This window comes from Fructobacillus papyrifericola, from assembly GCF_018437235.1.
GTDB classification, from domain to species: Bacteria; Bacillota; Bacilli; order Lactobacillales; family Lactobacillaceae; genus Fructobacillus; species Fructobacillus papyrifericola.
Genome location: NZ_JAAMFJ010000003.1, coordinates 63163 through 84031 on the forward strand (window position 1 = coordinate 63163; position 20869 = coordinate 84031).

The 20869-nt window shown below is 48.6% G+C and carries 17 protein-coding genes; 5 read left to right on the forward strand and 12 right to left on the reverse strand.

Features of this window, described 5'->3' with window-relative positions:
- Nucleotides 1–17: 17 nt before the first annotated feature.
- Nucleotides 18–917 carry a metal ABC transporter solute-binding protein, Zn/Mn family gene (locus tag G6R28_RS05710; protein ID WP_213793281.1) on the forward strand — a complete coding sequence of 300 codons (900 nt, stop codon included), beginning with the start codon at nt 18–20 and terminating at the stop codon, nt 915–917.
- Nucleotides 918–965: 48 nt separating this feature from the next.
- On the opposite strand, the gene G6R28_RS05715 is transcribed toward G6R28_RS05710, so the two are convergent.
- The 9 genes from G6R28_RS05715 to G6R28_RS05755 all read right to left on the reverse strand — a co-directional run bounded on the left by G6R28_RS05715 (nt 966) and on the right by G6R28_RS05755 (nt 11352).
- Nucleotides 966–1730: a CPBP family intramembrane glutamic endopeptidase gene (locus G6R28_RS05715; RefSeq protein WP_213793282.1), complete on the reverse strand. Its 765-nt coding sequence runs from the start codon at nt 1728–1730 to the stop codon at nt 966–968.
- 110 nt (nt 1731–1840) lie between these two features.
- On the reverse strand, nt 1841–2521 hold the full coding sequence (locus G6R28_RS05720) for an ABC transporter ATP-binding protein (protein ID WP_213793283.1): 681 nt from the start codon (nt 2519–2521) through the stop codon (nt 1841–1843).
- 2 nt (nt 2522–2523) lie between these two features.
- Complete coding sequence (locus G6R28_RS05725) at nt 2524–3576, reverse strand: FtsX-like permease family protein (RefSeq protein WP_213793284.1); 1053 nt, start codon at nt 3574–3576, stop codon at nt 2524–2526.
- 11 nt (nt 3577–3587) lie between these two features.
- Nucleotides 3588–4082: a TetR/AcrR family transcriptional regulator gene (locus G6R28_RS05730; protein WP_213793285.1), complete on the reverse strand. Its 495-nt coding sequence runs from the start codon at nt 4080–4082 to the stop codon at nt 3588–3590.
- A gap of 133 nt (nt 4083–4215) precedes the next feature.
- The gene (locus tag G6R28_RS05735) at nt 4216–4959 is read right to left on the reverse strand and encodes an amino acid ABC transporter ATP-binding protein (RefSeq protein WP_213793286.1); all 744 of its coding nucleotides are present in this window, start codon (nt 4957–4959) and stop codon (nt 4216–4218) included.
- The gene (locus tag G6R28_RS05740; RefSeq protein ID WP_213793297.1) at nt 4952–6409 is read right to left on the reverse strand and encodes an ABC transporter substrate-binding protein/permease; all 1458 of its coding nucleotides are present in this window, start codon (nt 6407–6409) and stop codon (nt 4952–4954) included. Before G6R28_RS05740 ends, G6R28_RS05735 begins: the two co-directional genes overlap by 8 nt.
- Before the next feature lie 378 nt (nt 6410–6787).
- Nucleotides 6788–7879, reverse strand: coding sequence for a PTS sugar transporter subunit IIC (locus tag G6R28_RS05745; protein WP_238479375.1), 1092 nt, complete (start codon nt 7877–7879; stop codon nt 6788–6790).
- Between the two features lie 405 nt (nt 7880–8284).
- Nucleotides 8285–9946 (reverse strand): formate--tetrahydrofolate ligase, encoded by a 1662-nt coding sequence (locus G6R28_RS05750; RefSeq protein WP_213793298.1) that lies wholly within the window; start codon nt 9944–9946, stop codon nt 8285–8287.
- A gap of 104 nt (nt 9947–10050) precedes the next feature.
- Nucleotides 10051–11352, reverse strand: a complete 1302-nt coding sequence (locus G6R28_RS05755) for a chloride channel protein (RefSeq protein WP_213793288.1) — start codon at nt 11350–11352, stop codon at nt 10051–10053.
- A 628-nt stretch (nt 11353–11980) separates the two neighbouring features.
- On the opposite strand from G6R28_RS05755, the gene G6R28_RS05760 reads away from it, so the two are divergent.
- The 3 genes from G6R28_RS05760 (at nt 11981) to G6R28_RS05770 (ending at nt 15494) form a co-directional block, all read left to right on the forward strand.
- Entirely contained in the window at nt 11981–14023 is a 2043-nt protein-coding gene (locus G6R28_RS05760; RefSeq protein ID WP_213793299.1) for a copper-translocating P-type ATPase, read from the forward strand.
- A gap of 95 nt (nt 14024–14118) precedes the next feature.
- Nucleotides 14119–14838 (forward strand): MIP/aquaporin family protein, encoded by a 720-nt coding sequence (locus G6R28_RS05765; protein WP_213793289.1) that lies wholly within the window; start codon nt 14119–14121, stop codon nt 14836–14838.
- A 164-nt stretch (nt 14839–15002) separates the two neighbouring features.
- Nucleotides 15003–15494 carry a zeta toxin family protein gene (locus G6R28_RS05770; protein WP_213793290.1) on the forward strand — a complete coding sequence of 164 codons (492 nt, stop codon included), beginning with the start codon at nt 15003–15005 and terminating at the stop codon, nt 15492–15494.
- 26 nt (nt 15495–15520) lie between these two features.
- On the opposite strand, the gene G6R28_RS05775 is transcribed toward G6R28_RS05770, so the two are convergent.
- Together G6R28_RS05775 and G6R28_RS05780 are read right to left on the reverse strand one after the other, a co-directional pair.
- A complete protein-coding gene (locus tag G6R28_RS05775; protein WP_213793291.1) occupies nt 15521–16417 on the reverse strand; it encodes an RluA family pseudouridine synthase in 897 nt (298 codons plus the stop codon).
- 48 nt (nt 16418–16465) lie between these two features.
- Entirely contained in the window at nt 16466–18622 is a 2157-nt protein-coding gene (locus G6R28_RS05780; protein ID WP_213793292.1) for an LTA synthase family protein, read from the reverse strand.
- Nucleotides 18623–18746: 124 nt separating this feature from the next.
- Between G6R28_RS05780 and G6R28_RS05785 the strand changes: the two genes are divergently transcribed.
- Nucleotides 18747–19523 (forward strand): TIGR01457 family HAD-type hydrolase, encoded by a 777-nt coding sequence (locus tag G6R28_RS05785; protein WP_213793293.1) that lies wholly within the window; start codon nt 18747–18749, stop codon nt 19521–19523.
- 27 nt (nt 19524–19550) lie between these two features.
- On the opposite strand, the gene G6R28_RS05790 is transcribed toward G6R28_RS05785, so the two are convergent.
- Nucleotides 19551–20762 (reverse strand): DUF2075 domain-containing protein, encoded by a 1212-nt coding sequence (locus tag G6R28_RS05790; RefSeq protein WP_213793294.1) that lies wholly within the window; start codon nt 20760–20762, stop codon nt 19551–19553.
- Nucleotides 20763–20869: the final 107 nt, after the last annotated feature.

Genomic DNA, 20869 nt, shown 5'->3' on the forward strand with positions numbered 1-20869 from the left:
GCGAAAGGAAATCCACCATGAAAAAAACTGGTCTACTAATCGGGGGAATGTCCGTCATTCTCCTTGTGGTTTTTGTCATTGTACTCTGGCCAAAGTCGGCCCACAAAGATGACAGCAGCCATTCCGATGGCAAGCTAACCATCGTCGCCTCAACCAACGTATACGTCGAAGTCGCCAAAACGGTGGCCGGCGACAAGGCCAACGTTTCGGCCATCATCTCTAAGCAATCCGTCTCACCGGAAGACTACGAGCCCACCAACGATGTGGCTAAAAAAGTCGCCCACGCCAACATCGCCTTGGGCAACGGGCTTGGCTACGACGCCTGGTTGAACAAACTGTCCAAGTCATCCAAGTCGACCAAGCTCCTTTTGGCATCCGACATGCTCAACAAGGATAGCAAGGCCAACCCCCACCTCTGGAACGATCCGGACAACATGATCCAGGTTGCCCAGAAGTTGGCCGACGAATTGTCCAAGAAGGACCCGGACAACAAGGCTTACTACCAGCAAAATGCGCAAGCCTACCAAGAAAAGCTCAAGCCCGTCACGGACAAGGTAGCCGAACTGAAGGAAAAGACCCAAAACAAGAGCGTCTTTGAAACTGAGTCTGTCTACGAATACATGCTGAAGAATCTGGGGCTGAACATCGTCGGTGACGACTTTGCCGAAGCAGTGGCAGAAGACACCGACCCAACCCCTGCCGTGCTAAAGGAAGTCCAAAACGCCCTGAAGGCGCACAAGGTGGACTTCGTCGTCCAAAACACCCAAACGACCGGTGGTGACGTCTCCAAGTTGGTCAAGTTGGCCAAGCAGGAGAGCATCCCCGTTGTCAACGTGACCGAAACCTCGCCAGACAAGACCTCCTATGTCGACTGGAAGCTGTCCGAATTGAATCAAATTGAAAAGGCCCTGTCCTAAGGAGGGCATTTAAAAAGTCGCTTGCCAAGAAGGCAAGCGACTTTTCATTTAATCATTCTTTTGACGAATCCGCCGGGCCAGTTCTGGTTCGTGCTTCTTCCAGTAAAGGAAAAGCGCAATGACCAGAACAATCTTAAAATAAGAAAAGGCCATGTTGGCATACAAGGACCAGTCCCCCATGGCACCGTTTGCCGTCAAGACAAAGTCATCGACAAAGTGCAGGCCCACGGCCGACCAGATGTTCCCAGTCTGCACGTAGATGGCCGAATAGGCCAAGCCAGCGACAAAGGCCAAAACGGATTGAACAATGACGTAGGACAGCGGCGCGTGGCTCAAGTTGGTAAAGTGCATCAGAGCGAAGGCCAGGTCCGCATACAAGATACCCTTAACCAGATTGTGCCGGCTATAGCCTGTCCGCAGCACGTAGGTCAAGAAGAGGCCCATCAAGACGGCCCGGGCGAAGAATTCTTCTGGGAAACCACCCATCAAGCCAGTTCCAAGCGATTCCAGCAGGTTGTCGGCCGACAGGAAGGGAATCACAACGGCCACCATGAAGAGCCAGTAGGCGCCCTCCCACCAGGTGAAGCGGGGCTTCATGTAAATCTTTTGCTTGGTGACCAGAGCGTTGATGCCCAAGACGACCAGCAATTCAGTCATTTTCGAAATGAATTGCGCGGTGAATTGATCCAAACCGAATTGGTAGAAGGCCCAGTTAACGGCCTGGTAGACCAGCACGTGTTGGACCAGCAGGTCTAAGGCCAAAAAGCTAAGGGTCAGGATAGCCATTTTTTTAAAAGTCATCGTTTGTTGCATGGAATGCTTCCTTTTTTCGTATTTCTAACAGTTGGCAGTATAGCATACCAAGCCCTTTTCTCGCTAAAGGCAAGCAAAAGGCGCCCTCTTTCAAAGCCGCCTGCTTGTTTTTATTCGCCCTTTTCCAGACTGATCTTTCCGTCGACCAACTGGTAGATTCGATCGGCCTTATCCTTCAAACGCAGATCGTGGGTAACCACGACCACGGCCTTGTTGGCCTTTTCAGCAATGTCTTTAAAGAGCTGGCCAACTTCTTGGACGCGCTTTGAATCCAAGGCCGCCGTCGGCTCGTCAGCTAGCAAAAAGTCAGGGTTTCCGTAGAGTGCTCTGGCAATGGCCACTCGCTGACTTTGCCCACCGGAGAGTTCTCCTGGGAACTTCTGCAGGAGTTGCTCAATGCCCAAGCGTTCCGCGTACCCTTGAAAAGTCTTCTTGGACAAGTTATTCGACTTTTTCACCTTATCAACCAGCCGGAACTGATCGGCCACCGTCAAATAGGGCACCAGGCTGTAGGACTGTAAAACAAAGCCAATGTGGTTTAGTCGAAAGGCATCGGCGGCCTTCCCGTGTTGATTATCAAAGCGCTGACCATTGACGAGCACTTGTCCGTCGGTCGGCTGCTGCAGGCCACCCAAAATGGTCAGCAAGGTCGACTTTCCTGAACCAGAGGGCCCTAAGATGAGGGTTAGTTCGCCAGCCTTTGCTTCAAAGTTGACGTCAGAAAGCGCTTGGACGCGGTTGCTACCAGCGCCAAAGACTTTGTTGACTGCCTTTAATTCAAGCTTTTCCATAGTTAACCTCCAATGACCGAAACAGGGTCGATTTTTGCAATGATGCGCATGGGAATAATGGCACCGATGAGTCCCGTGATGATGAGGAGGATGGCCGTTCCCGTCATCAAGAGCGGATCAAAGGTCATCGGCACGGCCTTTGGAATGGCCAGTCCGGTCAAAGCAGCCAGCGCCGTTCCCACTCCGACAGCCAAAAGCAAAATCAGAATCGTCTGCGTGAGGGTGTTTAGCACGAGATAGCTAGTTGGAATTCCCTGAGCCTTCAACACTGCTAGGTTTTCGAGCTTTTGCATGGTCAAGATGTAGAGGAAGATGGCCACGATAACAATCGAAATCACGACCAGAAAGGCGATCATGAAGAGGAAGGTCTGGTTCTGGGCCGAATAACCGGGCATCTTGTTAAAGAGGGCCGTTTTTGTCAAAATTTCCGTGTTCTTCGTCTTTTCCGTCAGTTTTTGTTGACTAATCAAACCAGAACCGACAAAGTCGCTGCTAACCCCCTTGACCGAAGGCCAATCCTTCAAGGAGCCATAAACGACCGGTGCCATGTTATAAAGGCCGTCCTTGGCAAAGCCAACGACCGTGTATTGGTCTTGTGAAAGACCCATTTGCACTTTTTGGTGCAGCTTAAAGCCGGACTGCTTCAAGCTATCACCTAAGACGACTTCCTGGTCATTTTGGTTCAAACGGCCTGAGCTTAGTTTAATCGTTTGACGAATGGCGGCCTCTTTTTCAAGACCAACGTAAGTGGCGGATTGGCGGGCATCCCCGGCCTTCAAAATGCCTTGGGCTAGGCCAACCCGGTCCGTCTTTGCCGGCTGACTGCTAGGTAAATCAGCCTTGGTCAGCATGGACTGGGCCAAATTGCCGTTGGCGTCCTTTGATAGCAAGACGCTTTGACTTTGCCAGCTATCGACTCCGGCCGTGTTTTGGCTAGCCAATCCCTGGGCCAACGCGGAGAGAATAAAAATCAGGTAGGCGATGAGTAGAATAACGCCAATCACTAAACCGTAACGTAACTTTTCTTTTTTAATTTCCTGCCAGGCTAAAAACATATGTCACTCCTTTACAACCAGTCTTCCAAGGCGGATAAGCGATCCAAAATGGCGACTTTATCCCCAGGGTTCAAGAAAAAGCGGCGGATCAAATGGTGAACGGCCACAGAAGCTAACCAGTTTTGCAGGTTTCCATCGCCTGCTTCTGGTTCCGTTTCATCCTTTTGGGCTTCCAAGATCGCCTCGTTAATCACGTAGTAATGGCTGAGAAAGTCCTTGTCCGGGTTTTCATCAATGCCTTCAATAAAGTCCTTGGTTGCCTGAAAGGGATTTTGCCCCTTCATCGATTCGTGGACCCGCTTCAACACAATGGCCAAGACGTATGAATAGGCGTCGATTTGATCATCAAAGTAGGTGTAGAAAGACCCCCGGGGAATCTTAGCTTCCTCCACGATTTCTTTGACCGAAACCGAGAGGAGGTTGCTTTTCGAAAAGACCGTCAGGAGGGCGCTTTCGATTTGCTGCTTCTTTTCTTCTTTCAAATTATCAAACATTGCTTTGGGCATTGTCTTCTCCTTTTTGACACGGTGTCATTCCGCTGACTAGCATACAATATATTGACACAGTGTCAACATTTTTGAATAAAAAAAGAGAACCGGGCTGGTTCTCTGGTGAAACAACGGTAACAGGATGGATAGGCTAGTCAAAGACAACCTGCTCAATAAAGCGTTTTGTGAGGCTTTCTTTTGGATTCGTAAAAATCGTTTGCGGATCCCCTTCTTCAATGACTTTGCCATTGTCCATGAGCCAGATTTTATCCGAAATTTTCTTGGCAAAATTCATTTCATGGGTGACGACCACCATCGTCATCTTTTCGGCCGCCAATTTCTGGATAACTTTCAAGACTTCCTTGACGTTTTCGGGATCCAGTGCCGAAGTCGGTTCGTCAAAAAAGAGGACCTTTGGCTGCATGGCCAGGGCTCTGGCAATGGCCACCCGTTGCTTTTGACCGCCCGAGAGCGAATTTGGATAGGCAGCGGCCTTGTCGGCCATTCCGACTTGCTTCAGATAGAACATTGCCTCTTGGTTCGCCTGCTCTAGGGATAACTTTTTGACTCGAATTGGCCCGAGGGTCACGTTTTGCAAAACCGTTTGATTGGGAAAAAGGTTAAAGTTTTGAAAGACCATGCCGATTTTTTCGCCAAGGTGGGACAAGTCTTTTTTGGTCGACTTGGTCAAATCCTCCCCCTCAAAGATGACCGTCCCCGAACTGGGGGCATCCAGTTGGCTCATCGCCCGTAGTAAAGTCGACTTGCCAGAGCCCGAGGGACCGATGATCGTCAGCACCTGACTTTCAGCAACTTCGCCAGTAATCCCCTTCAATACTTCGTTGCCCTTAAATTCTTTCTTTACGTTTTTTACTGTTATTGCGGCTTTAGTCATGGTTCATTTTCCTTTCAAAATGGTTTAACAAGCGGGTCAATGTAAAGGTCATCAAGAAGTAAATCACCATCACGACCACAATTGGCGCAACGGCCCGATAGGTGTCGGCCCGAACCACGTTCAATTGATAGATCAAATCAGAGACACCAATAATGGACACAATGGAACTTTCCTTCAAAACGGAAATGAATTCGTTTCCAAGCGATGGCCAGATGTTTTTAAAGGCTTGGGGAAGAATAACGAAGCGCATGGTGTCGACTTTTGAAAAGCCGATACTCTGAGCCGCTTCCGTCTGCCCCTTATCCAAACTGTTGATCCCACCACGAATAATTTCAGCGACATAGGCGCCAGAATTCAAGGCAACGGCAATAATACCAGCCGTTAATGCGGGTAGGTTGATCAGCGTGCCCAGGCCAAAGTAAACAAGCAAGACCTGCACCATCATTGGCGTTCCACGAACAATTTCGATGTAGGCGGTCGCTGGCCAAGAAAGAACCTTCCAAGCCGACAACTTCATCATGACCAAAAGCAAGCCAAGTAAAATCCCAAAGAAAACGGCCAGAACGGCAATCAAGCTGGTGTTCAAAAAGCCGTTGTAGAAGTAGTGCCAGTAGCGCAGCATGGACGTATCCTCGGCGTTGTCATCAACGTACTTCCCAGCTTCTTTCAAATACTTATCCGTCCAGTGGTTCTTTTGAATCTTGTCGATCGATTGGTTAACGGCGTTAATCAAGCTCGTTGATCCTTTGGCTGCTGCCACTGCCTTACCACTCTCAACCGAATCGTTTGGATAACCGGCATCAATCATGGCCAGCTTTTTGTTGTGGGCAACGTAGGCTTGAGCAACGGGCTTTTCAATTCCGACCGCATCGACTTTTCCATTTTCGAGGGCAAAAATCAGGTCGGCCGTCTTGTCCATGTTCGACACCGTGCTGTCGTCAAAGTACTTTTGGGCTAAGTTGTTTTGCAAAGAGCCCGTTTGCGTCCCAATTTTTTGCCCATGCAACTTCTTGGCTGTCGGATACTTCTGAAGGTCTTTTTTGTTGATTAAGAAGGTTTGGCCACCCGTGTAATAGTTCTTCGAAAAATCAACTGACTGCTTCCGCTCGTCGGTAACCGACAGACCGGCAATGGCAATGTCGGCTTTTCCGGTTTGGATGGCTGCCAAGACCGAGCCAAAGTCCATGTTTAAGATCTTCAACTTAACCCCCAGGTCCTTGGCGATTTGCTTGGCCACTTCAATATCCAAACCAACGTCTTCAGTTTTCCCATTAACTGTCGTTTGTGACTCAAAGGGCGGGTAGTCCGGGGAAGTCGCGACTTTTAAAACACCGGTCTCCTTTACCTTTTGCAAGCTGTTATCGTCTGCCGAAGCGCTCAGTGCACCCGGTCCAATCATCATGAAGCTGGCTATGGCAATGGCCAACCAAGCTCCGATCTTCTTCATCATCATCTTTCTTCTCCTCTTTTTTCGTTGGGCGTAAACAATAAAAAAACGCCCTTTAGTCATTTGACTAAAGGACGTTTGCACGCGGTACCACCTTGATTGTGCTAAAAAAGCACCTCTCATTATTCGATCAAAACTACTAATCGTCAGCTCTTTAATGGGAGCACCCAGCATGGTTTTCATCGCATGCACCATGAGGCGACGTTCGCCTAATCCTACCCTGTGTTTCACACTAACCAACACTTCACTGCGCGGTAAGAAGAAGACTACTACTTCCTCAGCAACGTTTTTTATTATTAACTTGTCCATAACTATAACAGGTTATTTTCATAATGCAACACTTTTATGAGAGAAATTTTAATATATCATCAAAAAGTCCGATTAGATCATGTCCAGGTGCGTCTGGTTGGCTTTAATCCAGCCCATCTTCCGCATTGCCCAGTAGGTAAAGAAGGAGATGACAACTGGAATGGCGACGGCCACGCCCATGTAGGCAGCAAAGATGCCAACCCCCTTACCAAAGAGGGCCAGTGGGACGATGAAGGAGTTAAAGCCGATACCCGCCATGGTAAAGGGCACCGAAATGTGGAAGACCATCGTGGCAATCGGTGCGGCAATGGCCGCCCCAATCATTGGTGGAATCAGAATCATGGGGTTCTTAATCACGTTTGGAAACTGAATCTTTGGTGTCACAATTCCTTGGGCGATGGTCGCCCCAATCTTGTTTTCATGCCATGACATGGCTGGGTAGGAAACAAAGACGGCGGTCGTTCCAACCAGGATGGCACCGGCCGCATCGGCAGAGGTAATGCCAGTGGCCCCGATGGCAACGGCCAGGGCAGCGGCGGAAGCCGGTGTCATCGTCATTGCACCGAAGGCCATGGCGACGATGGCCGTTCCAATAATTGGGTTAACGGCAACCATGGACGCAATGCTATGACCCAGCCAAACCAGGAAGGGCGTGGTGACGATGGCCAGATAATATCCGGCAATCGTTCCAACAATGGTGGTGGAAGCTGGCACAATGATCATGTCCAGCGGCGTCTTACCAGACAGCCACTTGCCAAAGAGAACGGCAATCAGCCCAGCTAAGACGGCCGAAATCGGTTGCCCCGTGGTCATCACGGCAGAACCGGCGACTTGGGCAGATGAGAAGCCCGTCATCGTCTTTAAGACCATTGGCGTTGTGGTGAAGAAAACCGCGTTGGCGCCAACCGTGGAAGCGGCCATAGCGGAGAACATGACCATTGTGTTCGTCTTCATTTGCGAAGCAATGGCTGCACCAAAGGCGGCTGGCAGGATGACTTTGGTCACCGCCCCCATCTGCACCATTGGTCCCCAGTGGATGAAACCAGCAATCGTTTGCAGTAAAAGACCCATCCCAAGCGTCACCAAGATGGCGTTTGAAACGGCGGCCGACACGTTGTAAACGTATTCTTTTACCGTTGATTGTCCCTTTTCCTGCTTTTCCATTGCCTGTTCAGACTGTTCAAAGTCCTTAATGTTTTCTTCTTTTTTCCCGTTAGCGGCCATCGCCGCCTGATTTCCTGACATATCCATCTTTCTCTTCCTTTCAAATCAAACAAAAAAGTCCCGGTAGTACGTAAACGTAACTACCGGGACCATCATTGGTGAGCAGTTACTAGGCGTCGACACCCTAGTAACTGATCCATACAAAAATCAACTCACTAGGATGTCCATAGCAAGCTCAACAACAAGGCAAATTCAGATGACTTAAATGAAGCGGTATTCTTTGATTGAGAGATAAACATAGCGTCATCCTCCCTTCCTGATGTTTTATGATAAATTTATTATAACATGAGATTTCGATTAAACAAGAGGAAAACAAAAAAAGTTGGTCAAAGCCAACTTTTTTCTTTAAAAGAGCCCTTTTATGCGACCCTTTTCATCGATATCAATGTCCATGGCTGCCGGATGCTTTGGCAAACCAGGCATCGTCAACACGTTGCCCGTCAAAGCAACCAGGAAACCAGCCCCCAACTTCGGCACAAATTCCCGCACGTGCACGGTAAAGTCCTTTGGCGCTCCCAGTTTCTTAGCATCGTCAGAAAGTGAGTACTGGGTCTTGGCCATGACAATTGGCAACTTATCCCAACCAAGGGCTTCAAAGTTCTTCAATTGCTTTTGCGCCTTGTCAGACAGTTCAACACCGTCACCACCATAGATATTTTGAACAATTTTGTTCATCTTTTCCACGGCAGAATCAGCCGCTGCATAGAGTGGGGAAAACTTTGATTCTTCCTCGGCCTTTTCCACGACTAAGGCAGCCAAGTCCTTGGCCCCATCCCCACCATGGGCCCAGACATCCGCCGTAACGGCTTCTGCTCCAACGGCCGCAGCGGCTTCTTTCACCATGGCAAGCTCAGCGTCCGTATCGGCCGTAAAGCGGTTTACCGCCACCACAACGGGTGCGCCATAGCGCTTCATCGCTTTGATGTTCTGCTGGAGGTTTTCTACACCATCTGAAAGAGCCTGCAAATCCTCTTGATTCAAATCGGCCAAAGCCTGACCCCCGTGGTGTTTCAAGGCTCGAACCGTGGCGACAACCACCACAACGTCCGGTGCCTTGCCCAACTTTGGCACCTTAATGTCCATGAACTTCTCACCACCGAGATCAGCCCCGAAGCCCGCTTCCGTCACGGCATAGTCGGCTAAAGTCAAAGCCGCCCGCGTGGCCTGAACCGAATTGGTTCCCTGGGCAATGTTGGCAAAGGGTCCGCCGTGAATAATGGCCGGCGTGTGGGCCAGGGTCTGCACCAGGTTTGGCTTAATGGCGTCCTTCAAAAGCACTGTCAAGGCACCCGCCACGCCCAAGTCCTTAACCGTCACCGGCTTCTTATCAAAGTCGTAGGCGACCACAATTTTTTCAATGCGGCCCTTCAAATCCATCAAGTCCGTCGACAAAGTCAAAATCGCCATCATTTCAGAGGCCACCGTGATGTCAAAGCCGTCCTCCCGCGGTACCCCGGAGGTAGGGCCACCCAGGCCAATCGTCGTGTGACGGAGGGCCCGGTCGTTAATGTCTAGAACTCGCTTCCAGATCACTCGGCGCTGATCAATGTGCAAAGGATTGCCCTGGTAAATGCTGTTATCTAAAGCAGCCGACAGCATGTTGTGAGCGGCCGTTAAGGCGTGAAAGTCACCAGTAAAGTGCAGATTAATGTCGGCCATTGGAATGACTTGGGAATAACCGCCACCGGTGGCCCCACCCTTCAGGCCCATGACTGGACCAAGGGATGGTTCACGCAGAGCAATCATCGTTTTCTTGCCGGCTGCTTGCAAGGCATCGGCCAGTCCGACCGTCACCGTTGACTTGCCTTCCCCTGCCGGGGTTGGGTTAATGGACGTCACCAGAATCAGTTTCCCTTCGTGCTTTCGTTGCACGCTTTTATCTAGGTTGATTTTCGCCTTATCGTAACCGTAGGGTTCGATTTCACTTGGCAGCAAGCCAGCTTTTTCAGCAATTTCACTGATTGGCAACAATTCCGCTTCTTGAGCAATTTCAATATCGGTCTTCATGGGCATCTTCCCTCCCTGTTTCTTCTTAATCAGTATACCCGATTTTTACTTTTGCCATTAAAAAAGCGACCGAAACGGTCGCTTTTGACTTTAAATTGTTTACCTTATTCTTTCAGAGCCGCCCGGCGTTCTTGAATTTGCAAGTAGAACTTAGCGGTCGCAGAAGACAAAGCCACCGCCACTGCAAAAATAATCAGCGCTGAAGAATGCAGGTGGGCGATTTCAAAGACCATGAACATGGCCATCAACGGCGCCTGCTGGGAGGCGGCCAAGAGAGCAACCGCCCCAATCAAAGCGAAGTGCCAGGGCTGAATGCCAGGCAAAACACCGGCAAAGAGAACCGAGACAACCAAGCCTAAGACCGCTCCTAAGGCAATCGAAGGCGTCAAGGTACCACCGGTTCCCCCACCGTAAAGGGTGAGAAAAGTCAGTCCGAACTTCACTAGGCCAAGCACAATAAAGAAGAAAATCAGCTGCTCGTTTTCCTGGTGAAAGGCCAATTGGGCAACGGCCCGACCATTCCCCATCACTTCGGGCATGATCCAGGCAACCAAACCAGTCAGCAAACCAACTAAAGGCATCGTCAACAAGAGAATCCTGCCAGACGCCTGCTTCTTTTGCGCCCAGGCAAAGCCCTGCTTAGCCAAAGCACCCGCAAGGCCAGCCAGGGGCCCAATCACCAAGGCGGCCAAAAGCAACCAGCGGGAAAAGTCGGCCGAAGCCACCCAGTAGTAAGGGGTGAAGCCTTTAGCTAAGGAACCAATCAGACAGGCGATGGTCGACATCATCAAAGAAATGGCAATGTTTTTAATCGAATTCTTCTTTAATAGAAGTTCGACGGAAAAGAGCATCCCCGTGATGGGGGCAATGTAGACACCGGCAAAGCCTGCACCAGCCGCAGCGGCTAGGAGGAGTTTTCGATCCTCTTCGGTCAACTTCAAGAAGCCCTTCTTTTGACCAAAGTCCTGAACCTGTTGCGAAATCATCACACCCAATTGACGGGGAGCCAATTCGCGTCCAACCGATCCACCGGTTCCAACGTAGAAAATCTGGGCCAAAACATTGAGGACTGTCTTCCAAGCGGGCATTTGCTGCCCCTTCAAAGCACCGTTAATCCCAACGATTTTTGGTTCCTTGCGCCGAATAGCGTACCAGACAAGACCGGCAATCACGCCACCAACGGTAACGGACAAGAGCCGTCGCCAGGCTGGCACGGCCTTGGGACTAGCCGTGTGGTAGGACTCGTGAAAGTGCATGAAGCTGTCGGCAACAATGTCCAAAAAATAGGAAAGCAACATAGCCGAAATACCAATCACAACGGCCAAAAACAGAGCGGTTAGCAAGAGCGAAAAGACGTGTCGCCAGTCAACGACCGCCTCTTCTTGTTTGCTTTGTGGATAATCCATTCTCCAATACCTGATTTCTTTTAAAAGTTAAAAGGGCGCTAAAAGGCGCTTTCTTACGCTATTTAATGTACAAAAGTCCCTTCTAAATTGCAAGGTGAACGGCCCTCCAAATAGATAGACCAATTTTATTTGTTTTTTAAAATTTCTTTGATGACAGTAAAGATTTTCGATGAGCCGTTCCAATATTAGACAGTTTAAACAAATTTATACTTAGAGTTATTCAAAACACTTGCGACTTTTTTATACTTGATTTAAACTAGACCAGTAGAAACATTATCTTCGAAAGGAGCTGCGTATGTCAGAGGATAAAGAGAAGCAGTCCATGGACAACATGGACATGTCTCACATGGATCACAACAAGATGAACCACGGGGACATGGACCATTCGAAAATGGACCACAGCAACATGGATCATTCAAAGATGGATATGTCCAACATGGACCACTCAAAAATGAACATGGGTGACATGGACCATGAAAAAAAAGATCAACAAGACGATCAAAGCCAATCAAAGATGGGCGGCATGGACATGTCCCACATGGATCACTCGAAGATGAACCATGGTGACATGGATCATTCGAAAATGGACATGGGCAAGATGAACATGTCCGGAGGTGACCACTCCAAGATGAACATGGACCATGACATGGGCAACATGAACATGTCTGGCATGGACCACATGCACATGGGTCACGATATGGGCGGCATGGACATGGGCGGTATGATGAACATGCCAGGCATGATGCACATGGGCATGGACCACGGGGACATGAAGAAACGTCTCTGGATTAGCATCATTTTGCTCGTTCCACTCGTTTTTATCACGCCATTCATGGGTGTGGAACTGCCATTCACGCTGACTTTCCCAGGTTCTAACTGGTTGACGGTCATCTTGGCGGCTGCCATGTACGTGGTTGGAACAAAGCCCTTCTTCACGGGTGCCAAGTCCGAATTAAAGGATAAGAAGCCGGCCATGATGTCCCTGATTTCAATGGGCCTGATTGTAACCTTCTGGGTTTCCATCTATTCCTTTATCGCCAACACCTTCTTCCACCAAATGATGATGGATTACTTCTTTGAATTTGCCAGCCTGGTGGTCATCATGCTGCTGGGCCACGTCATTGAAATGGAAGCGACGATGAAGGCTGGAAACGCCACGTCCGAACTTTCAAAGTTGACACCACAAACGGCCCACGTCAAGCACGGGGATTCCTTCATGGACATGCCGGTTTCTTCATTGAAGCCCGACATGGAAGTACAGGTCCAGGCCGGTGAATCCTTCCCAGCCGACGGGGTTGTCTTAGAAGGCTCCTCCCGTGTTGATGAATCCCTCATGACCGGTGAATCAAAGCCCGTTAAGAAGGAAGAAAATTCCAAGGTCATCGGTGGAACCATCAACGATGACGGGACTCTCTTAGTTAAGGTTCAGGCCGTTGGGAACGATTCCTTCATTGGTCACTTGAAAGACACCTTGAACCAGACGGAACAGTCTTCTTCAAAGGCTGAATCACTGGCTAACAAAGTCGCCGGCTGGCTCTTCTGGGTTGGTTTGACCGCCGCTCTCTTGGCCTTAATCGTTTGGACCTTCATTTCCGGTCCTGCCGAAGCCTTCAACACAGCCGTCACGACCTTGATCATTGCCTGCCCTCACGCACTGGGCCTTGCCATTCCATTGGTTATCCAACGGACCAAGGCGATTGCCGCTAAAGATGGTATCTTAATCAAGAAGCACGGGGCTGTTTTGCAGGCCAAGCACTTGGACTACGCCTTAATGGATAAGACCGGAACGCTGACGAACGGCCACTTTGCCGTACAAAAGTTGGAAGCCGATCACATTGATGAAAAAGAGGCCCTGGCCATTATGGCTGGACTCGAAAGTTCATCTTCCCACCCATTGGCCAAGGCCATTGTGCAAAAGGCTTCTGACGAAAAGGTTGCTGCAAAGGATGCTAAGAACGTCCAAACCATCAAGGGTGCCGGTATTCAAGGTGACATCGATGGTAAGCGCTACTTGGTCGTCAACAGCCGCTACTTGAACCAGGAAAAGATTGACTTTACGCCAATGGATTCCGATGGTTCCGTTTCATACCTGGTCGAAGACAAGCAGGTCTTGGCCGCCATTTCATTGGGCGATTCCTTGAAGCCATCCGCAAAGGACTTCGTGAAGTCCCTCTTGGACCTTGGCATCACTCCTGTCATGGTTACCGGTGACGGTCAGCAAACCGCTGAAAAAGTCGCCCAAGAACTCGGCATTAAAGAAATCAAGTCCCAGGTTTCACCTGAAGATAAGATCGACTTGGTTAAGCAGTACCAGCAAAAGGGTAAGACCTTGATGATTGGTGATGGAATCAATGATGCCCCAGCTTTGGCTCAGGCCGACTTGTCCGTTGCCATCGGTGCTGGAACCGACGTTGCCCAGGCTTCGGCCGATGCCGTGTTGATTTCCACTTCCCTGCCTAAGATCATCGACTTAATTAAGTTGGCCCACAATGCCAACAGCAAGGAATTGCAGAACCTCTGGTGGGGTGCTGGTTACAACATCATCGCCATTCCAACGGCCGCTGGCGTCTTCGCCTTTGCCGGCATTGTTTTGAACCCAATGATTGGTGCCATTGTCATGTCACTTTCAACACTGATTGTTGCTGGAAACGCGATGTTGCTCCACAAATAAAGTAAAAATTTTATTAAGAGCTTAAATTTTAAAGTTCCTTTATTCTAAGAAGGGTACAATAGAGAATTGTACAGAAGAATAAAGGAGCTTTTTTTATGCGCAAGTATCTCTCAGAATCATTTGGAACGGCTTTCTTGGTCATCTTTTCAACGGTGGCCTTGGTCTACGTTTCAACTTTCCAAGTTGGTCAAATGTTTGATCAAGTCGCCATCTTGGCATTGAGCCTGGTCTTGATGATGTTTGTTTTCGGACCATACGCAAACGGCGGTCACTTTAACCCAGCCGTTTCATTGGCAGCCGCTTTGAACAAGCAAATCACTTGGAAGACTTTTGGCTTTTACCTCTTGTCACAGGTTATCGGTGCTGTTGTTGGTCTTTTCTTGGCCGTTTCAACGCTGATCCCCGTGATTAACACGCAAATGTCATCATCTTCTACGGGCTCAACCTCAACGGTTTCCGCTTCAAAGATTTACGAAACCTTGCAACCAGCAACGACGGCCACTTCATTGCCAATCGCTTTGACAATTGAAGCCGTCTTCACCTTCTTCCTCGTCTTCGTAACGGTTTTGGCCTTCCAAAAGATGCCAAAGCAAGCACCCGTTATCGCTGGTTTGGGATTGGCTGTTTCAACCTTCGTTGCCTACCCATTGACGGGTGGTTTGTTGAACCCTGCCCGCGTCTTGGCACCAGCCATCATGAACGGTTTGGGTGGTTCTGCACACCTTTGGTTCTTCTTGATTATTGAAGTTCTTGCTGCAGCCTTGGCTGGTTTGGCAGTAAAGTACTACGCAAAGGATGAAGAAGCTGCTGCATAAGCACTTCCTCCAATATAAAAAAGCACCCGGATGGGTGCTTTTTTTATTTCCTTTACTTAAATAACGACATGTGTCTGTCCGGACAATATGACATGCTCCTTTATTCAATGAAAATAGTATACTAGTGACAATCAAAATATTTAATTTATGCGAAAGGACTCGCTTTGAAGAAGTTATTAATTATTATTCGCGGTAATTCTGGTTCCGGAAAAACAAGATTAGCCAAGTACATCCAGGATATCGTTGGCGAAAAAAACTGTTTTATTGTTCATCAAGACATTGTTCGACGCGAAATCCTTCATACAAACGATAGTAAAAACAACCCATCGATCAACTTAATGAAAGAGTTAGCAGATTTTGGTTTCGAGCATTATCCAATTTCAATCATTGAAGGAATATTGCGAAAAGACGTCTATGGCGAAATGTTAACACAACTTTCAAGTGATCAACGGATTCAGTCAATGGTCCTCTACTTAGACTATCCCTTTAACATCACCATTGAAAATGATCAAAAGAAAAAGCAGCCCTTTGGAAAGGTAACCTTACAAAAATGGTGGCGAGAAAACGATGTCTTAACAGCAGATGACATTCGTATTAAAGATGAAAAAACCTTACAAGGAGCAGTTAGTAAAATAACGAAATTGCTCGACATGTAACCAGTCAACCTGACTATTGTTTGTGACTACCACAGCCGCTCTAGTTCAAAGACTCTTTCCTCCATCGTCCAAGGCATCTTCAATGATAGCCTGGTCGATTGCAGGTAAAGTCGGTCGGCCGGGCGACCACCATACCAGTCATCACCAACAATGGGGTGACCCGCTGCCGAAAGATGAACGCGTAACTGGTGCATACGACCGGTTTCGAGACTTAGTTGCACCAGACTTTCTTCTTTTTCTCGATCGTCAGCCAGCACCTGATAATGCGTCAGCGCGGCCAAACCACCGTCATCGATGGCTCGCAAGCTTTGTAGTCGCGGATTCGTCTTTGATTGGCCAATCGCTTTTGAAAAAGTTCCTACCCGTTCTTCAAAATGGCCAGCGACTTTAGCCAAATAGGTTTTTTTAGCAATCTTCTCCTTAATTTGCCGATTTAAAATAGGCACAACGAGCGGGTTTTTACCAATCAAGACAAGGCCGGAAGTCCCCCGATCCAAGCGATGAATCATGTAAGCCATGGCCGGCTTTCCTAGGGATTTGGCTCCAGTTTCTTCCAAATAGGCTTGGACACCGTTTAAGAGCGTGTCATCCTCTGTTGGAGAGTGCGGGTGCATCTTTTGTCCCGCCCCCTTATTCACCAGCAAAAAGTCTTCGTTTTCAAAAACAACCTGGACAGGTACTTTGGCATTGGCCGGATATGGGCCCTGACCGCTTTCTTCTAGCTCCAGGGTTAAGGCCAAAACATCGCCTGCTGCTAGCACATGGGCCGTCGAAACAAGCCTGCCGTTAACGGCAATTCCCCGCTGCTGTCGAAGCTTTCCCCGCAGTTGTTTGGAAAGGAAAACCTGTTTGAGGTATTCTTTTACGGTCAAGTCCGCCATCCAGCCTTCAATTTGAATTGTCTTAACGTATCTTTTGATCATCTAACGTATAGAAAAAGCAGGTATCCACCTGCTTTTTTCATTCCTTAATTACTTATTGCTTTGCGAAACGCTCGCATTATCCGTTGCGTTTTGTTCTGGTGCATTTGTCTGATAGAGCCCAGCCGTTGTTTGTCCCCCGTTCTTTGAGAAAACAGAAGTCGAATTGCTGATCTGTGACGCTTTCTTCAGACGAGCCAGCGTGTCCTTCTTTGAATAGTCATAGCTGGCAGCGTTCACATCCTTAAAGCCTTCTGGATGATAGAAGCGTAGCAGGTTCTTTTGGTTTAAGGAATCCGAAACGGATAACTTTTCCGTTGCCTCTGCCTGCAATTTCTTAAAGAGCTTTTGCTGGGCTTCCGTTGGTTTTTCAACGACGGTGTTGGTCTTCACATTCCAAATCGTTCCCGAAATCGAGGCGTAGTTCGGCGTAATCCAATCCTTGTTGCGCATCACAACCAACTGTGAGCAGTTCTTTGACAGGAGGTCCTGACCTAGTTGGATGTAGCGCTTGCTTGACAGTCCCAGAAGATGTTCAATCGTTGGCGCAACATCGATTTCACCACCATAGGTGTGCTGAATGCCGCCGTTTTGAAAACCTGGAATATGAATGATCAGCGGCGTTCGCTGCAAGTTCTCCGTATCCAAGTCGGTCCACTGGTTCGGATCCTTGCCCAGCAGTGGCGCTAATTCCTTATTTTCGGAATTGTTAATGCCGTAGTGGTCACCGTAGAGAACCACCATGGTGTTATCGTACAAGCCGGACTTTTTCAGGTAAGTAAAGAACTCCTGAATCGATTGGTCCAGGTAGTGGTTGGTCACAAAGTAATTATCGATGTACTTTGAACCGGAATTACTGGTCTGGAAGTTTGGATCCTGATCCTCTTTGTCTAGTTCAAAGGGCGTGTGGTTGGTAACCGTTAGGTACTTGGCGTAGAAGGGATGCTGTAACTGTTCCAAGTAAGGAATTGAATCCTTAAAGAGCAGCTTATCTTTCAAGCCCCAGGCCGTTGCCCGTTTACCCGTCGAATCGAAATACTCCCCAGAAATCCAGTTCTGGTAACCCATGTTCTTGTAGACGTTGGTACGGTTCCAGAAGGAGCCGTTGTTACCGTGGAAAACGGCGGATGAATAGCCGGCTCGCTGATTCAAAATGGCTGGCATGGCCTGGAAAGTCTGGTCGTTACCCAGCTTTGCAAAGAGTGACCCCTGGGGCAGGCCGAAGGTCGACGTTTCCAGCATGTTTTCGGCATCCGAGGTCTTTCCCTGACCGACTTCGTGGAAGAAATTGTCAAAGGACAATGAGTCCTTGCTGTGGTAGAGCGAATTCAGGAAGGGCGTGACTTCCTGGCCGTTAACCTTACGGTCAATGGAGAACTGCTGGAAGGATTCGAGGTGAATCACGATGACATTCTTCCCCTTGGCCTTGCCCGCGTAAGTACTGTTCATGCCCGCATAATGCTCATTGACGTACTTTTGGACGGTGGCTAACTCATCTGGCTTGGCGGCCTTCCGCACTTGAGAGGTTGTGAAGGTATTGTAGGCATCAAGGCCCATAAAGGGCCCCAAGCCCAAATACTTAACTAGGTAGACACGGTCGAATTGTCGGGTTAGCAACTGGGGACGATCGATGTCGGCCAGTACCAAGTTCCCCATCATAAAGGTGAAGGCAGCCATTAAGTAGAGCGCGACCCGCCCCTTCTTTGTTTTTTGGCCATCCATCTTAATTTTCTTGCGAAAAAGCAAGTAAAGAATGACAATCAGGTCGACCCAGAAAAAGATGTCAGTGTAGTCAAAGGCGACCGCGCCCCCGGCTTTGGCCCCCTGGTTCACTGAAGAATAGGTCAGAATCGTGTTGACCGACATAAAATCCGTGAACTCACGATAGTAGACGACGTTTAGGTAGAGAAAAGTCGTCAACAGAGCGTTTAAAGTCAGCATGGCCCCGTAAAAAAGTGGCCGCTTTTTGAAAAAGAGCGGCAGCGCCATCACAAAGAAGGTAAAGCCTAGCGGGTTGATTAAAACTAAAAAGAATTGATAGGGATTAGCGGCGTGCATCCAGTGAAAGTCAACACCATAGGCAAAGATGGTTTTTGCCCAAAGCAAAAAGACCATCCAGCAGTAAAAGCCAAGGCGCGTTTGCGACTTTTGCATCGACCAGGTTAGTCCGTTTTGAATCCGTTTTCTTTGTTTTTGTAGCCATTCCATAATAGCTCTATTATACCGTTAAAGCCGGTGACTTTCAGAAAAACAAGGGACTTTTTAAAATCGCTTGAAAGAGCCCTTTAAATAGTGGACAATGGTCTCAAGTGTTTCTTTACAGGAGGACCCCATGGCAAATTACGATGCATATTTAATCGATCTTGACGGTACCATCTATCACGGTAAGAACAAAATCCCAGAGGCCAAACGCTTCATTGACCGCTTAAAAGCTGCCGGGATTCCCTACCTCTTTGTGACCAACAACTCGACTAAGACGGCGGAAGCTTTCGCTGACGACTTGACCACTTTGCACGACATCAAGACTAGTCCAAAGCAGGTTTACACCTCCGCCATGGCAACGGCCGATTACGTTGCATCTGACACGGCGGGGCCAAAGGAAAAGAAGGTCTACTTGATTGGTGAGGCCGGTTTAAAAGAAGCCTTTGCCCGTCCCGATATCAAAGTCGTTCCCGCAGACGAGGCCAATTACGTGGTCATGGGACTTGATCGCACATTCAATTATGAGAAGCTAACGGAAGCGACTTTTGCCATTCAACGCGGGGCCCGCTTCATCGCGACAAATGCTGACACCAACCTGCCATCGGAAAAGGGCATGCTCCCTGGTGCAGGATCGCTCGTCGCAGCCATTGAAACGGCTTCTGGCGTTAAAGCCACCATTATCGCAAAGCCCGAGGCGCCCATCATGGAAGGAGCCTTAAAGCGCCTTAAACAGCCAAAAAAGCCCATCATGGTTGGCGATAACTACCAAACTGACATTTTGGCCGGAATTCAAAACGGCTTAGCCACTCTTTTGGTCTACACCGGTGTATCGACAAAGGAACAGGTGGCCGCAAAAGACATCCAGCCGACTCACGTAATCGAAAACTTCGATCAGTGGTCCTTATAAAAAAAGACGCCGATTGAGGCGTCTTTTTTATTTTGCTAACTCTTGCAAGCGCTTGCTTAAGGCTGGGTCAGCGGCAGCAATGTAAAGGCCGTAGCGACCACGTTTGGCCAGAATGTTTAAGGCGTTTAACATGAAATCCTGCTTAGCCTTTGCAATTGCTTTCTCGTCTGTTAGGTGTGGCGACTTTTTATAGATTTCTCGGTGAATGACTTTTTTCGGATTAACCCAAATGCGATCCTTTTTTGAATCGTATTCAAAGGCTGGACTCAGTAAGAGGCCAACCAGGTTCAGATCAAAGCCCTGAACCGTGTAAATCGAACCGACTTCGTTAATCGACTCCGGTCGCTTGGCCCAGGTCAACTCTTGGGGGTCGTATTCATCCCAGGGCAGGTCAAAGTCATCCATGACAACATGGTGCTTACCATCTTCATCGTGGTGGAAACCGGTGGTTGATACCACACGGGCCATCCCGATTTTTTGATCGACCTGTTTCAGTTTCTTAAAGAGATCCGCTGCCCGAGCAAAGATTTCTAAATCATAACCCTGCAGTTTCTCTTTTGAAGGCAGCTTTTCTAAATCACCCTTGGCAAAGGCATCGATCCACTCCTTCACGGCCGGACTAGCCTGCATTCGGTACTGAAAATCAAGTGGAAAGACCCGGTGCGGCACGTCAGAAACGACTCGATCAAGAAGTTGCTGGTCCCAGTACATCTTACTCTGAATGACCTGAGCAAAATCGAAGACAACGACGACGACTTTGGCTAGGCGAATCAGTTCGGTTAACTGATTTTGCTGGCGAAATTTTACGTAGGGCTCGGACTTTGTCAGAAGTAAGTGGCCTTCGTCGATAAACAAGACGTCGAGCTCTTCGCCCTTTTTATCTAAGCCATTAATAATGGACGTTGGACGCTGGTAGTCTTTTTTGTAGATGTTTTGGTACTTAGAACCCATGTCCTGATAGACTTTTAAAAGTTCTGGATGGTTGACTGTAAAAGCCGTTTTCAAACCGTAATATGGACTTGTTGGGTCGGGTTTCCCATCGCGAATTTCTTTAAATAGCTTGGTCAAGATAACCGATTTACCGGTCCCTGCAGCCCCTTCGATAATCGCCACGTGATGTCGATCGGACTGCAGCCCTGCTTGAATGTATTCCTTTAATTGGCCAATGACTCGAACTTGTTCAGTCGATAAATCGTTTCGGTCGTAGGCGTCTAAATTTTGATGAATGTTTTCTTCCATACTTTTAGTATACACCGTTCTTTAAGCACAAAAAAAGTCGACCTAAGTCGACTGTTATGGGCCATCCTGGATTCGAACCAGGGACCTCTGCGTTATCAACACAGCGC

Coding starts and splice junctions, on each gene's coding strand:
- G6R28_RS05710 (WP_213793281.1), top strand. CDS start 18: ATGAAAAAAACTGGTCTACTAATCGGGGGAATGTCCGTCATTCTCCTT.
- G6R28_RS05715 (WP_213793282.1), bottom strand. CDS start 1,730: ATGCAACAAACGATGACTTTTAAAAAAATGGCTATCCTGACCCTTAGC.
- G6R28_RS05720 (WP_213793283.1), bottom strand. CDS start 2,521: ATGGAAAAGCTTGAATTAAAGGCAGTCAACAAAGTCTTTGGCGCTGGT.
- G6R28_RS05725 (WP_213793284.1), bottom strand. CDS start 3,576: ATGTTTTTAGCCTGGCAGGAAATTAAAAAAGAAAAGTTACGTTACGGT.
- G6R28_RS05730 (WP_213793285.1), bottom strand. CDS start 4,082: ATGCCCAAAGCAATGTTTGATAATTTGAAAGAAGAAAAGAAGCAGCAA.
- G6R28_RS05735 (WP_213793286.1), bottom strand. CDS start 4,959: ATGACTAAAGCCGCAATAACAGTAAAAAACGTAAAGAAAGAATTTAAG.
- G6R28_RS05740 (WP_213793297.1), bottom strand. CDS start 6,409: ATGATGAAGAAGATCGGAGCTTGGTTGGCCATTGCCATAGCCAGCTTC.
- G6R28_RS05745 (WP_238479375.1), bottom strand. CDS start 7,879: ATGGAAAAGCAGGAAAAGGGACAATCAACGGTAAAAGAATACGTTTAC.
- G6R28_RS05750 (WP_213793298.1), bottom strand. CDS start 9,946: ATGAAGACCGATATTGAAATTGCTCAAGAAGCGGAATTGTTGCCAATC.
- G6R28_RS05755 (WP_213793288.1), bottom strand. CDS start 11,352: ATGGATTATCCACAAAGCAAACAAGAAGAGGCGGTCGTTGACTGGCGA.
- G6R28_RS05760 (WP_213793299.1), top strand. CDS start 11,981: ATGAACATGGACCATGACATGGGCAACATGAACATGTCTGGCATGGAC.
- G6R28_RS05765 (WP_213793289.1), top strand. CDS start 14,119: ATGCGCAAGTATCTCTCAGAATCATTTGGAACGGCTTTCTTGGTCATC.
- G6R28_RS05775 (WP_213793291.1), bottom strand. CDS start 16,417: ATGATCAAAAGATACGTTAAGACAATTCAAATTGAAGGCTGGATGGCG.
- G6R28_RS05780 (WP_213793292.1), bottom strand. CDS start 18,622: ATGGAATGGCTACAAAAACAAAGAAAACGGATTCAAAACGGACTAACC.
- G6R28_RS05785 (WP_213793293.1), top strand. CDS start 18,747: ATGGCAAATTACGATGCATATTTAATCGATCTTGACGGTACCATCTAT.
- G6R28_RS05790 (WP_213793294.1), bottom strand. CDS start 20,762: ATGGAAGAAAACATTCATCAAAATTTAGACGCCTACGACCGAAACGAT.